8 protein-coding genes and 1 pseudogene are annotated in these 13688 nt (G+C 48.2%); 7 read left to right on the top strand and 2 right to left on the bottom strand.

Features of this window, described 5'->3' with window-relative positions:
• The first annotated feature begins 90 nt into the window (after positions 1–90).
• Together ACPEPR_RS00575 and ACPEPR_RS00570 are read left to right on the top strand one after the other, a co-directional pair.
• Entirely contained in the window at positions 91–2283 is a 2193-nt protein-coding gene (locus ACPEPR_RS00575; protein WP_423561800.1) for a carboxy terminal-processing peptidase, read from the top strand.
• 279 nt (positions 2284–2562) lie between these two features.
• A complete protein-coding gene (locus tag ACPEPR_RS00570) occupies positions 2563–4647 on the top strand; it encodes a putative bifunctional diguanylate cyclase/phosphodiesterase (protein ID WP_160240961.1) in 2085 nt (694 codons plus the stop codon).
• A 103-nt stretch (positions 4648–4750) separates the two neighbouring features.
• Here the strand turns inward: ACPEPR_RS00570 and ACPEPR_RS00565 are convergent.
• Positions 4751–6830: pseudogene (locus tag ACPEPR_RS00565) on the bottom strand (TonB-dependent receptor).
• Between the two features lie 452 nt (positions 6831–7282).
• Between ACPEPR_RS00565 and ACPEPR_RS00560 the strand changes: the two are divergent.
• From ACPEPR_RS00560 to ACPEPR_RS00540, 5 genes are all read left to right on the top strand, one after another.
• Positions 7283–8872, top strand: coding sequence for a peptide chain release factor 3 (locus tag ACPEPR_RS00560; RefSeq protein WP_160240962.1), 1590 nt, complete (start codon positions 7283–7285; stop codon positions 8870–8872).
• A gap of 79 nt (positions 8873–8951) precedes the next feature.
• Positions 8952–9776 carry a hypothetical protein gene (locus ACPEPR_RS00555; protein WP_423561799.1) on the top strand — a complete coding sequence of 275 codons (825 nt, stop codon included), beginning with the start codon at positions 8952–8954 and terminating at the stop codon, positions 9774–9776.
• Positions 9777–9832: 56 nt separating this feature from the next.
• On the top strand, positions 9833–10807 hold the full coding sequence (locus ACPEPR_RS00550; protein WP_168382350.1) for an RsiV family protein: 975 nt from the start codon (positions 9833–9835) through the stop codon (positions 10805–10807).
• On the top strand, positions 10807–11625 hold the full coding sequence (locus ACPEPR_RS00545; RefSeq protein WP_160255460.1) for a TatD family hydrolase: 819 nt from the start codon (positions 10807–10809) through the stop codon (positions 11623–11625). Before ACPEPR_RS00550 ends, ACPEPR_RS00545 begins: the two co-directional genes overlap by 1 nt.
• Positions 11626–11732: 107 nt before the next feature.
• Positions 11733–12506 (top strand): tRNA threonylcarbamoyladenosine dehydratase, encoded by a 774-nt coding sequence (locus tag ACPEPR_RS00540; RefSeq protein WP_005180122.1) that lies wholly within the window; start codon positions 11733–11735, stop codon positions 12504–12506.
• Between the two features lie 57 nt (positions 12507–12563).
• On the opposite strand, the gene dusA is transcribed toward ACPEPR_RS00540, so the two are convergent.
• The gene (gene dusA, locus ACPEPR_RS00535; RefSeq protein WP_216075302.1) at positions 12564–13586 is read right to left on the bottom strand and encodes a tRNA dihydrouridine(20/20a) synthase DusA; all 1023 of its coding nucleotides are present in this window, start codon (positions 13584–13586) and stop codon (positions 12564–12566) included.
• Positions 13587–13688 lie beyond the last annotated feature (102 nt).

Genomic DNA, 13688 nt, shown 5'->3' with positions numbered 1-13688 from the left:
GATTAAGTTGTTTAAGATTTTGAATCTGCTTGATTCGTCGCTAAGCAACCTTGTACTACTGGTCGAAAACCAAGGAAATACACATTATTTATGAAACTTCAAACGATAGCTTGTGCAGTTGCCGTGGCAACTGGGGGATTCTTCTTTAGTCACGCAATCAACGAAGCCATTGCTGCCAATAATACTGCTGCTGTTTCCAATACCATTGTTCCAACCCGGGAACAGGCCTTGGTGTCACGCCAGTTAGCGACCTTGGTTGACCGTCAGCATTACCTGAACCAGCGTTTAGACAGCAACACCTCCAATCGCATTTTTGATTTTTACATCGATAGTCTGGACCCGGAGCACACCTTGTTCCTGGCCGATGAAGTCGAACAGTACAAGAAAAAATATGGCGCCAATTTTGGAGCCGCCTTAAAAGCCGGTGATTTATCGGGCCCGTATCAGATTCATGCGCATTATCGTGAACGCATGCAGGCCTTTTATCAGTTTATGCTGGCCGAGTTGAAAAAACCGCAGAATTTAAAACAGCCGAATGTCACCATTGAGCTGGACCGTGAAAAAGCACCGTTCTTTAAGACCCAGGCCGAGCAGCGAGCCCACTGGCAAAAAATGCTGGTGTCCCAGCTGATTAACCTGACCATCAGCAAAGAAGAAGAGCAGGCCAAACAAAAAGCCCTCAAGGAAAATCCAGAACTGGCCAATGGGCAAGATTTATCCGGCCCGGAAGATATGACGCCGGTGGAAACCCTGACCAAGCGTTATACTCGTCAGCTGGAACGCATGAGCCGTCTGAAAAGCGACGATGTGCTGGACAAAACCTTAAATGCGATGATGCTGACCTATGATCCGCACAGCAACTATTTCCCGCCTGTTGATGCAATGGAGCTGAACCGTCAGACCACCTTGCAGCTGGAAGGGATTGGGGTGTCGATTCGTCCGGATCGCAGCAATGAAGATTACACCAAGATTGAAACCATTGTTGAAGGCGGACCGGCGAGTAAATCTGGTCAGGTCAAATCTGGCGACCGGATTATTGGTGTCGGTCAGGATGGCGAGAAAATTGTGGATGTGATTGGCTGGCCAAGCAATGAAGTGGTCGGTCTGATTCGCGGTAAACGTGGCACCAAAGTGACCTTGCGTTTACTCGGTCCGGGTGCCTCGATGAGTCAGGCACGTACCGTGACGTTGGTACGTGACATTATTCAGGAAGAAGATGCCGGGGTGCGTAACCGAACCGTGCAAATTCAACGTGATGGCAAAACCTATACCTATGGCGTGATTGAAATTCCATCATTTTATCTGAACTATCGGGCGCGCCGTGCCGGAGTGGAATACCGTTCGGTATCGGAAGACACCAACAATGCCTTGAAAACGCTGGCTGCCAAAAATGTCGACGGGATTATTGTCGATTTACGCAATAACCCGGGCGGCTCACTTGAAGAGGTGGCACGTATGCTGGGTCAGGTGATTAAATCGGGTCCGGTAGTACAAATCCGTGATGGCAATGGCAACGTGAGCGTGTTTGAAGACAATGATGGCGGTGAACAGACCTATGCTGGCCCGCTAGCAGTCCTGATTAACCTGGCTTCGGCTTCTGCCAGCGAGATTTATTCAGCCGCGATTCAGGATTATGAGCGCGGTATTGTGATTGGTAGCACAACCACCGGTAAAGGGACAGCACAGGTGCAGCTGGATACCTTGGCCTATGGTCAGGCCACGCTCACCCAGCGTAAGTTCTACCGGATTACCGGCGGCAGTACCCAGAACAAAGGGGTGATTCCGGACATTAAACTGGTAGATATCTACAATGAAGAATTTGGTGAGCGTAAGGCCAAGAATGCGCTGAAGTGGGATACCATTGCCACCGCACCATTTAAACGTGAGGGCGTGGTGCAGTCTTATGTGCCGCAACTGGCCAAATCTTCGCAGACCCGGGTCAGTATTGATCCGCAGTTCAAGTATCTGACTGAGCGTAAAAGTATTGCCAAACAGGCCGAAGAGCGCAAAACGGCGGTACTGGATTTAGATCAGCGCCGTGCCGAGCTGATTGAGCTGGAACGAAAAACCTTAGCTGCTGAAAACATGCGTCGTCAGGCGACCGGTTTGGCGCCGTATCCAAACTGGGAAAGCTATCAGGCCTCACTGGAAGCGCAAGCCGAGTCACGGGCCAAAATGAAAGCCAACCAGCGTCCACCACTGCCGGAAGAAGAAGTCTTTGTGAGCGAAGCGGCCAATGTGTTACTGGATTATAGTCAGTTACAATCAGGCACAGCCAAATAAGACCTTGGGTGTGAGAAAAAGGCCGGTAGATGTACTGGCCTTTTTTGATGCGCTTGAGTTGAATGGCTCAAAAGGCAGATGAGCCGGCAAATCAACATGAAAAATGACGGTTTTCAGGGCGGAAAAACCGCATTTAGGCTTGACCTCAATGCGATAGTATAAGATTCTAGTTTGAGTTTTAATTCCTTGTTTTATTGTTATCTTTTAAAGCGGAAAATTCATGAGTATTTAGCGTTGAGTATAGTAACAACAAAAAAATAACCTATACGGAAGCTTTTTATGGTTCATATTCACTATGACTTTAGCCTGGTGGTAGGTTCAATTGCGGTTGCAATTCTGGCCAGTTATCTGGCTATTTCAACCCAGCAGTTCCTGCTCGGGGGAATCCGCCAGAAATCTGAAAAAGCCATGCTCTTGCTCAGTGGCCTATGCCTTGGCGTTGCTATTTGGGGCATGCATTTTGTCGGGATGCTGGCTTGCCAGTTACCAGCCAATTACGCGTTTAATCTGCCGCTAACCATTTTTTCTGGTGTTATTGCCTTTATTGCTTCCACCTTTGCCATCTGGCTGACCACCAAACCCACCCTGCCTTTTGCCCGTCTGGTGATTGGGGCGGTGTTAATGGGACTCGGCATTTCCGGCATGCACTATACCGGTATGCTGGGCATGGTCGTAGAGAATCATCGGACCTATTATGATCCGCTACTGGTGGTGTTTTCGGTGCTCATTGCCATTAGTGGTTCCGGCCTGACCTTCTGGCTGGCGTTTCGTTTTAAAAATACCTTGCTTTACCATCGTCACTATAAGGTGATGATTGCCATTATGATGTCGCTGGCCATTGTCGGGATGCATTATACCGGCATGGCCTCGGTGTCTTACTATCCGATTGATACAGAACGTCTGGATGCGATCTATAAAACCGGTAATGGCATCTTGCTGTTTACCGTGATTTTTGTGACCAGTCTGGTGATGGTTGCCGCCTTTAGTGTGGCCGTGCTGGAGCAGCGTCTGGAAGAACGTAACCGCCAGCTGTCGCTGGTTAACCGTGAGCTGGCCAATCAGGCGGTGCAGGACAATCTGACCAAATTACCCAACCGTTTATATCTGGCTGAATATGCGCATTTGCTGTTTAGCGCCCAGCGCATCAATCAGCAGAATGTCGCGTTTTTATATATTGATCTGGACCGTTTTAAGGCGGTGAATGATGTATTTGGCCATCATGTTGGTGATCAGTTGCTGATTCAGCTGACCACACGACTGCATCAGCAGCTGAAATCACAGGAAAAATTATTAAGAATCGGCGGTGATGAATTCTTGCTGGTGCTGGAGCAGGCCACGGTTGAGGATGCGATTCAGGCGGCAGAAAATGTGCTGCACAGTGTACAGGACAGTTTCCTGATTGCCGGCAAGAGTATTAATATTTCGGCCAGTATTGGTATTGCTATGTACCCGGAGCACGGCAACAACCTGCAAGATGTACTGATGAATGCCGATGCCGCCATGCTGACTTCAAAATATCAGGGCCGTAACACCTATTCGGTGTTTAATTACAGCATTGACCAGCAGGAAACCAAAAGCCAGACCAAGCTGTTAAATGATTTATATAAAGCTGTCGATGAACAGCAGTTTATTCTGTTTTACCAGCCCAAATTTACCACCAGCACCCAGCAGATTTGTGGCGTTGAAGCATTAATTCGCTGGATGCATCCGGTGCATGGTCTGCTGACCCCGAATATGTTTATTAAAGGTGCGGAGAAGTCCGGCCTGATTATCCAGATGGGCTATTGGGCCCTCGAGCAGGCCTGCAAACAGATTCAGCAATGGGAACAGCAGGGGCTGAACCTGTTTCCATTGGCAGTCAATCTGTCGGCGGTGCAGTTCGAGCATAAACATTTGTTTAGTACCTTGGAAACCTTATTCTGCCGTTATGCGATTGACCCGAGTCATCTCATGATTGAAATTACCGAAACCACTGCCATGCATCATGTGGAATCGAGTATTCGCAGTTTTAGGCGCTTAAGAGAAATGGGCGTGAAACTGGCGATTGATGATTTTGGCACGGGCCATTCCAGTTTCCTGTATTTAAAAGACCTGCCGGTGGATGAGCTAAAAATTGACCGCGCATTTATTAAAGACCTGTATCGCGATTCCAAAGAAGAAATGATTCTGGAAAGTATTATCCAGCTGGCGACCAAACTGGGATTGACGGTTACCGCAGAAGGGGTGGAAACGCCATTACAGGCCGAAATTCTGGCGCGTTTGGGTTGTCAGCAATTACAAGGTTATTTGCTGTCGATGCCGGTTGAGGTCGAGCGTTTGGAAGACTTGCCGCAAGTACAAAATGAAATTATCGGGTCTGATTAAGGTACTGTTTTTAGATAGCCAGATGTTTAAAAAATCACGGTCGATGTTGCAAGAAAAAATGGTTTAAAAATGGATGCCAGATGACATCTATTTACCTCACATATTAAAAACGATAACGAAGCGCGAGCTGTGCATTCAGTGGGTCGCCCATCATATTGGAATCGTTCCCCTCACCATGTCCTGAGACAAAATAATCACGGTCAAACAGGTTATTCAGATTTAGTGTTACATCATACTGCGCGGTCTGATAACCCAGCGCGGCATTGAAAACCGCATAGCCTGGCAAGACATTTTTATTGTCCGGCGCACTAAAGCGGGAGGATTCTGCCCGACCACCCACGGCAGCAAACCAGTGTTCATCCAGTTGATACTTTAACCAGAGATTGGCGCTGTTTTTGGGCGTTAATGCGGCCTGTTTGCCGGCCAGACCGATGGTCGATTTTTCAATTTTTCCATCCATATAGGCATAACCCGCCAACAGGGATAATTGATCGCTGAGCTGACCGGTCAAGGACACTTCAACGCCTTGCGTGCTTTGTTCCCCAGCCAGCATCGCCAGCGGCGGATTACTGTCCGGAATTTTATTTTGGATATTGCTCTGCGTCATTTCAAATACGGCCAGGGTCATATTCAGCCGATCATTGATGTCCCATTTGGTCCCGACTTCCAGGTTTCTGGTTTTGGTTGGTTTCAGGTCGGCACTGTTGCTATAAAACACGAATGAATCTGCAAGTGGCTGAAACGACTGATTATAGGCGGCATATAAGGATAAATTTTTGGTCGGTTGATAGACCACGCCCAGGCGAGGGGAGAGGGTCTGGTCATCGCGCTGGATGCTGCTGTTATTTTTCTGATCATGCCTGTATTGGGAAAGATGATCATAACGTACCCCGGCCAAAACCTTGAGCTGTTCATTCAGGCTGATCAGGTCTTGTACATAGACGGCATAATTTTCAAATTCGCTGGCGGTATTGACTCTTGGAATGGCAGAGGTATCGACCGGTGACCAGTGCGGCAAGACCGGATCATACAAATCGGTCGTGGCTTTTGACCCTAACCAGAATATTTCATCTTTGTGCTGCTGGCTGTATTCCGTGCCGATTAAGGTATCGTGTTTGATCTGGCCAGTATGAAAGACGCCGGACAGTTCATTTTGCAAGAAGATGCCATCTTCATCGCGCATGCGTTTAATCTGGCTGAGCGTGACCTGATCTGCTGCTGGACTGGCGTTGCTGTATTCCCGGTCCAAGGCATAATTATAATGCCGGGCGACACCGCGATATTTTAGCTGATCATTAAACTGATGTTCTAGTGTAACCGTCTGGCTGGACACTTCAGTATCGACATTGCCCACATCTTTTGCGTTGGAGGCGCCATAGAATGTTTTTGGATTGGTACGTACCGGTTTGCCGGTCAGTGGGTCCATGGGAAAGCCCTGATCAGCCAAACGGTCATCGTGCAGGTAATCGGCTTGCAGCAGCAGAGTGGTTTGATCTGAAATATCCCATTGCACAGACGGTGCTACAGTTTCCCGATTGACGAAACTCTGATTGCGATAGCCATCTGAGTGTTCAAGCGCACCGGTCAGGCGGACTTTGAGCTGGTCATTGAGAGCATCGGCAAAATCAAGTTCGGCACGTTTTTGCCCCAGGCTGCTGCCGATCAGGCTGATTTCATGCAGTGCTTCATCCAGGGGTTTTTTATTGATCCGGTTGATCAGACCACCTGCTGAACCCCGGCCATATAACACCGATCCCGGCCCTTTTAGCACTTCCACCCGTTCTACATTTGACAGATCACGATAATACAGCGCGTCATCGCGTACCCCATCGACATACTGATCGGAAATCGCCGAAAAGCCGCGAATCATGACCTGATCACGCTGGCCATCTCCGACGCTAAAACTTAAGCCTGTTACATTCTGCAATGCGCCTTGAAGGGAGGTCACATTCTGTTCTTTTAAGACTTGTTGCGGAACCACATTCACAATCTGAGGAATATCTTTCAGTGGTGCCATACCTTTGCTGGCGGTGGAGGCTTGCTCTACTTGCGTTTTCAGGCTAAGGCTTGCCTGTGCCGAAGAGTTGAGTGTGGGTAAAGTCACAGTACTGGCTGTTTCGTTGGCATAGGCTTGCGCTGTCATCAAGCTGAGTGAAGACAGCAAAAAAAAGAGAAGATTTCATAACATGCTCTGGATGGACCCCGAAAAAAGTGCATGCAGTGTGGGGAATAAACAGTCCGTTGTAAATGATATTGAATATCACTCTCTATTGATAATAATTATTATTTAATTGGCTTTAATGAGATATTTAAATCAAAAATATCCGCAGAGAGGATGCTGATTTTCCCTGATTTTTCCAAATGATAAAGAAATATGGGGAGTTCTGTTCTGCGGTGAAAAGCCTAAGTCTTTTAAAGTGAAACAGATGCGGGGCTTGTTTGTTTTTATCGCAAAGTGATGATCTCAAGATACTTTTATTTTCCACTTAAAATTTAAACCGATTCCGGCCCAAGTGCTCTAATGATTGTTGGCTGAAATCTGCTACAATTGCGCCAATTTTAAGTTATCCCTTCACGGCTTGGATTCACATGAAAATGTGTGTCGCAAACTGTGTATATATTGAAGATTTCCCTTATGTTTAAAGATCAACTCGCGAAAGAAGTCGCGGCGCGCAGGACCTTTGCGATTATTTCCCACCCCGATGCCGGTAAAACCACCATGACAGAAAAACTGCTGTTATGGGGGCAGGCGATTCAGGTGGCGGGAATGGTGAAAAGCCGTAAATCGGATCGGGCGGCGACCTCGGACTGGATGGAAATGGAGAAAGAGCGTGGGATTTCGATTACCACCTCGGTCATGCAGTTCCCGTATAAAGACAAGATGATCAACCTGCTCGATACCCCGGGGCACGAAGACTTCTCGGAAGATACCTACCGGACCTTAACCGCAGTAGACTCGGCACTTATGGTGATTGACGGGGCCAAAGGTGTCGAAGACCGGACCATCAAACTGATGGAGGTGTGTCGTATGCGTGACACGCCAATTATCTCTTTTGTCAACAAAATGGACCGTGAAATCCGTGAGCCTTTAGAGCTGCTGGATGAAATTGAAAACGTCCTGAAAATTAAATGTGTACCGATTACCTGGCCGCTGGGCACCGGGCGTGATTTTGCTGGCGTGTTTAACCTGCTGGAAGAAAAATTTTACGTCTATAAAGCCGGTTTTGGCTCGACTATTCCTGAAATTGAAGTGCGTGATGGCTATGACCATGCTGACCTGCGTGAAAAAGTCGGTGAACTGGCCTGGGCGGCATTTGAAGAATCTTTAGAACTGGTGCAAATGGCCAATGAACCGTTAGATCGTGCAGAATTCCTGGCAGGTCGTCAAACCCCGGTACTGTTTGGAACTGCACTAGGTAACTTTGGTGTTGACCATGTCCTGAATGCTTTTAGCGACTATGCGCCACCACCAAAAGCACATCCGACTCAGGACCGTGTGGTCGAAGCGACTGAAGAAGGTTTCACGGGCTTTGTCTTTAAAATCCAAGCCAATATGGACCCGAAACACCGTGACCGGATTGCCTTTATGCGGATCTGCTCAGGCAAATATGAAAAAGGCCTGAAGATGAAGCATGTGCGTATTGGTAAAGACGTGCGTATTTCAGATGCTTTAACCTTCCTGGCCGGTGACCGTCAGCATCTGGAAGAAGCATGGCCGGGCGATATTATTGGTCTGCACAACCACGGTACCATCCAGATTGGTGATACCTTCACCTCAGGTGAAAACCTGCAGTTTACCGGTATTCCGCACTTCGCACCGGAAATGTTCCGCCGTGTACGTTTAAAAGATCCGCTAAAATCGAAGCAGCTGCAAAAAGGCTTAAAAGAGCTGTCGGAAGAAGGTGCGACCCAGGTATTTATGCCGCAAAACAGCAATGACCTGATCGTGGGTGCGGTCGGTGTGCTGCAGTTTGAAGTGGTGGCCTATCGTCTGAAAGAAGAATACAAGGTCGATTGTATTTACGAGCCGGTCAGCATCAACACGGTACGTTGGGTCTCTTGTGAAGATGAGAAGAAATTCAACGAGTTCAAGAAAAAAGCCCATGACCAGTTATCGGTGGATGGTGGTGGTCATCTGACTTATCTGGCGCCAAGCCGCGTCAACTTGCAGTTGATGCAGGAGCGTTATCCGGACATCGTGTTCAGTAACACCCGCGAACACTAAATGGTCATCGCCGTTAAAACAGCTTCTTCGTGAAGCTGTTTTTCTAGGATGGGGAAAATTTCAGGAAGAGAGAACCACAATGCAAACAAAAATCAGTTTTATCGCTTGTGCCGTGCTGGCACTGTCTTTGGGGGGCTGCGACTCATCTTCCCAGAACAATGAATCGGCTGAAGATGCGCGTCCTGAAAACAATATCTTCCAACAGGAAAAAGCCGAGGTGCTGCCATTCCTGCAGATTAAGCAGCAGCCGGCAGAGATTGCTTTGCCATTTTGTGAAAAGAAAAACTGTATTGATCTGGATATTCAAACTATTCAGACGCAGGATCCATGGCTGAACCAGTGGATTGCCAAAAGTCAGGCCAAGGTGATTCAGGACCAGATCGGGCTGAAACAGGACATGAGCCTGCAGCAGGCGGTGAATGCCTATGTAAAAAAATCTGATGCCTGGCAGGCCGAGTTTGCCAAAAATCCGGCCTATGAACTGGCGCTGTATACCCGGCTAGCCTATCAGCGCAACCAGTATGTGTTATTGCAGATTGGGGTGGATAGCCATCAGGAAACAGTAAAAGTTAAAGAGCGTTATTATTTTTTCGTGGCTGATCGTCAACAGCAGCAGGCTTTAACCGCACTGGATATTATTCAGCCCGAGCAGCAAACCGCGATGCATGCAATCGTGCAGCAGGCCTATCAGCAATGGCTGAAAGAACAGAGTACAGAGGTGCAAAATACCGCACCGAAAACCTTATATTGGGGACAGGCCGACTGGTTCTTTGATCATGAAGGCATGGGGCTGCATTATCGCACTCATGAAATTGTGAAAGATGGAACGCAGCTTGATATTTACTTAACGAAAGCACAAACTCAACAAGTTGTAAAAGCTGAAATTTATTCGCGCATGTTTTAATAATCAGAACATCCGCTTTGAATCTGAGATGCACAAAAGGCAATAAAGGTTATTCAATGTTAAAGCAAAAAACAGCATGGGTGATGAGTGTCTTGGCCGTGTCCATGGCATTGACCGCATGTCAGCCCAAAAATAATGAACCGAAACAGGAACAGCAGGCGCAGGCTGCAGAAGTTGAACAGCAGGCGCTAAAACTGATTGGCGAGCCGGAAAAGCTGCAGCTGAACTTGCCGGAATGTGAAGGTAAAAACTGCCCCGAGCTTTCTGTTGAGCGTTTGCAGAGTAACCAGCCTTTTGTTGATGAGCAGATTGATCAGTACATTCTTAAAGAACTGAACCAGACCCTAGAAATTGCTCCGGCAGATAAACCTCTGAATGTTGAAGCACCAGCCTCTGCGGCAGAGCCAGCTTCCTCGGCACAGGCACTAACGCAAATTCCAACGCCAAAACAGAAACTGGAACAGCAGGTGCAGCCCTTTATTGCGGCCTTCTTAAGTCTGGATCAGGAAATCAAGGCGCTGAGTGCCAATCATCAGATTAGCCTGATGATTAAACCAAAAATTTTAAACTCGGAAGGGCCGCTGGCCACCGTGGTAGTAAATAGCAGCAGCTATCTGGGCGGTGCACATGGCGCTACTGCGCAAACCTATTTTAATTTTGATCTGGAGCAGAAAAAGCAGGTCAAACTGGCTGACATCTTGCAGCCGAAGCAACGAGCCGCTTTGGAAGCTGCCGCCTATGAAGCCTTTAAGCAATGGGTGGTAGACAGCAAACTGGCCAATAATGTTGCCGAGTACGAGCAGGCCTGGAAATTCAAGCTGTCGGATAATTTCTATCTGGGGCAGCAGGGCCTGATTCTGCAATATGCTGAATATGAAATTGGTCCGTATGTGGTCGGTTTGCCACGGCTGATGATTCCTTATACAGAGCTACAGCAGGTATTGAAAAAACCGTATTTGCCGGCACCCGAAGCGCCAGCCAGCGAAGCCACTACAGCAGCTGCGTCCAGCGCTGACGCGAAAACCATCTAATGGCATTGGCACTGTTTGATACCCATACCCACTTTGATGTGGCGGATTTTGATGCCGATCGGGAGCAACTGGCCTATCAGGCGAAGCAGGCGGGTGTCGAACAGCTGATTTTAATTGGCTTTGTGCAGTCGCGTTTTCAGCAGTTACTGAATACCCATCAATGGCTGAACCGTTTAAGCCAGGCGCCGCGAAGCCATCTGGCACCGGGATTACATCCGTTTTATATCGAGCAGCATCAGCCGCAACATCTGCTGGATGTAGAACAGTTATTGCGTAAACAGGACTGTGTTGCGGTTGGTGAAATTGGCCTGGATACCTTTTTAAAGCAGCATAAACAGCCCGAGCTGTATCAGAAACAGCAAAAGTATTTTACCGCCCAGCTGGAGCTGGCACACCAGTTTCAGCGTCCGGTATTGCTACATATTCGTAAATCCCATGCCGATGTGCTGGCGCTGCTAAAACAGCAGAATTTTAGCTATGGCGGAATTGCCCATGCCTTTAGCGGTGGTGTTGAAGAAGCCAAAGCCTTTGTCAAACTGGGTTTTAAAATTGGCGTGACCGGACAAATTACCAATCCGAATGCCAAGAAACTGCATCGGGTGGTGCAGGAATTAGGCCCAGAACATCTGGTGCTTGAAACCGATTGTCCGGATATGACACCGCTGTGCTGCCAGTCCTCGACCGAGCAGCGCACCCGCAATACGCCGGCCAATTTGCCTTATGTACTTGAAGGACTGGCGCAAAGCCTGCAGATGGAGCAGACAGCACTGGCTGAGATGATCTGGCAGAATTCGTTACAGGCTTTACATCTGGCCTAAAATTTAAATCTCTCGCTGATGTTGCGCCGTGCAAAAATCCTCCAATCTCACACGCCATGTGAAAAAACCGTTAAAATAAGCCCTCCTGTATAAGATTTGATTGTGCAATGACTGAACTGCTCCAAGATGATGAATATGACCGCCGTTTTGCCGGTGTTGCCAAAATTTATGGTGAGGACAGCTTTCAGTATTATGCCAACAGTCATGTCATGGTGATTGGTATCGGCGGGGTCGGTTCCTGGGCGGTTGAAGCCTTGGCACGAACTGGTATTGGTGAGCTGACCCTGGTGGATATGGATGTGGTGGCCGCTTCCAACATCAACCGGCAATTACCGGCCATGAGCAGCACTTTGGGCCATGAAAAAATTGAAATTATGGCCGAGCGTTGCCGTGCTATTAATCCACGCATCAAGATCAACCTGATTGATGATTACCTGACCCCGGACAATGTCAAAGACCTGCTGGCGCATACGCCCGATGTGGTGCTGGACTGTATTGATGATGTCAAAGCCAAGCTGGCGCTGATGCTGTATTGCCGCTTTAATAAAGTGCCGCTGATTGTGTCCGGCGGTGCCGGCGGTAAACTCGATCCGCTGAAAATTCGTGTGGCTGATTTATCTAAAACCGAACAGGACCCGATGCTGGCCAAACTGCGTGCCCAGTTGCGTAGCAAAGGCATCTGTAAAAAGCCGAAAGAGAAGTTCGGGATTACCTGCATCTATTCAATTGATAATCCGTTTTCCAGTGCTGATGTCTGTGCCAGTGCCGGGCTGCGCTGTGGTGGCTATGGTTCGGCGGTAGTGGTTACTTCCAGTTTTGCGATGGTGGCCGTGGCCGAAGTTCTGAAAAAACTCGATCAGCTAAAAGCCAAACAGGCATAATCCGGTTACGATCTGATTCTAAAAAAAGCCCTCAATTGAGGGCTTTTTGTTGATCTTTTAAGGCTGAACAGCGTGTTCCTGCAGATAGTTTTCAGTACGCTGCATCGCGGCCTGAATATTCTGAATGGCCACTTCCACATCTTTTAAGGTTTTGGCATTGCCGCCACTTAAGGCCTGACGCCATTTGCGTGCGCCTGGCAAGTTCTGGAACAGGCCCAGAATATGACGGGTGATAATCGACAGCGGTGCACCTTCAGCCACGCGCTGTGCGATATATGGCATCATCTGCTGCATAATCTCGAAACGGTCCGGGAGGGGCAGATTCCAGAAATGTCCCAGTTCGGCCAGTAAATACGGATTGTGATAGGCTTCGCGGCCAATCATCACCCCATCGACATGCTGTAAATGTGCCTGTGTTTCTGCCAGGGTTTTAATGCCGCCATTAATTTCAATGATCAGCTCCGGGCGATCCTGCTTTAAACGGTAAACATCTTCATAGCGTAAAGGCGGCACTTCACGGTTTTCTTTGGGTGATAGGCCTTGTAACAGTGCAATCCGGGCATGCACGATAAAATTATTGCAGCCGGTTTTGGCAACGGTATCGACAAAATGCAGCATTTCTTCATACGAATGCATGTCATCAATCCCGATCCGGTGTTTAACCGTCACTGGAATATCCACCGCATGACGCATTGCTGCGATACATTCTGCCACCAGATCAGGCTCGGCCATCAGGCAGGCGCCAATTTTATTGTTCTGCACGCGGTCGCTTGGGCAGCCGACATTCAGGTTAACTTCATCATAGCCCCAGTCTTGCGCCATTTTGCTACAGGTGGCCAGATCTTGAGGATTGGAGCCGCCGAGTTGCAGCACAATTGGATGTTCTTCCTGATTAAACTCCAGATGGCGTTTGGCATCGCCATGAATAATGGCGCCGGTGGTGACCATTTCTGTGTATAAAATCACGTTTGGATTAAACAGACGCGCAAAGAAACGATAATCCCGGGTGGTCCAGTCCATCATCGGGGCAACACTGATTCTCGGAGATTGAGTGTTTTCAATGTTTTTGTTAATAGTCATTAAAAATCATACCTTTAATCTATATTCTGCAACCTGCGAGAATCTGTTTGAACCTGTGTTTAGGTGGGTGAATCCGTTTGCATTTACACCAAATTTTACACC

The sequence above is a fragment of the Acinetobacter sp. AND/436 genome (assembly GCF_049546925.1).
GTDB lineage: Bacteria > Pseudomonadota > Gammaproteobacteria > Pseudomonadales > Moraxellaceae > Acinetobacter > Acinetobacter indicus.
Note: the sequence above shows the minus strand (reverse complement) of the source record. Positions and strands in the feature narration are given on the sequence as shown.

What these genes read in the sequence shown, in the direction of transcription:
- ACPEPR_RS00570 (WP_160240961.1), top strand. Translation starts at nt 2,563, where the DNA reads ATGGTTCATATTCACTATGACTTTAGCCTGGTGGTAGGTTCAATTGCG.
- ACPEPR_RS00540 (WP_005180122.1), top strand. Translation starts at nt 11,733, where the DNA reads ATGACTGAACTGCTCCAAGATGATGAATATGACCGCCGTTTTGCCGGT.
- ACPEPR_RS00560 (WP_160240962.1), top strand. Translation starts at nt 7,283, where the DNA reads ATGTTTAAAGATCAACTCGCGAAAGAAGTCGCGGCGCGCAGGACCTTT.
- ACPEPR_RS00545 (WP_160255460.1), top strand. Translation starts at nt 10,807, where the DNA reads ATGGCATTGGCACTGTTTGATACCCATACCCACTTTGATGTGGCGGAT.
- dusA (WP_216075302.1), bottom strand. Translation starts at nt 13,586, where the DNA reads ATGACTATTAACAAAAACATTGAAAACACTCAATCTCCGAGAATCAGT.
- ACPEPR_RS00575 (WP_423561800.1), top strand. Translation starts at nt 91, where the DNA reads ATGAAACTTCAAACGATAGCTTGTGCAGTTGCCGTGGCAACTGGGGGA.
- ACPEPR_RS00555 (WP_423561799.1), top strand. Translation starts at nt 8,952, where the DNA reads ATGCAAACAAAAATCAGTTTTATCGCTTGTGCCGTGCTGGCACTGTCT.
- ACPEPR_RS00550 (WP_168382350.1), top strand. Translation starts at nt 9,833, where the DNA reads ATGTTAAAGCAAAAAACAGCATGGGTGATGAGTGTCTTGGCCGTGTCC.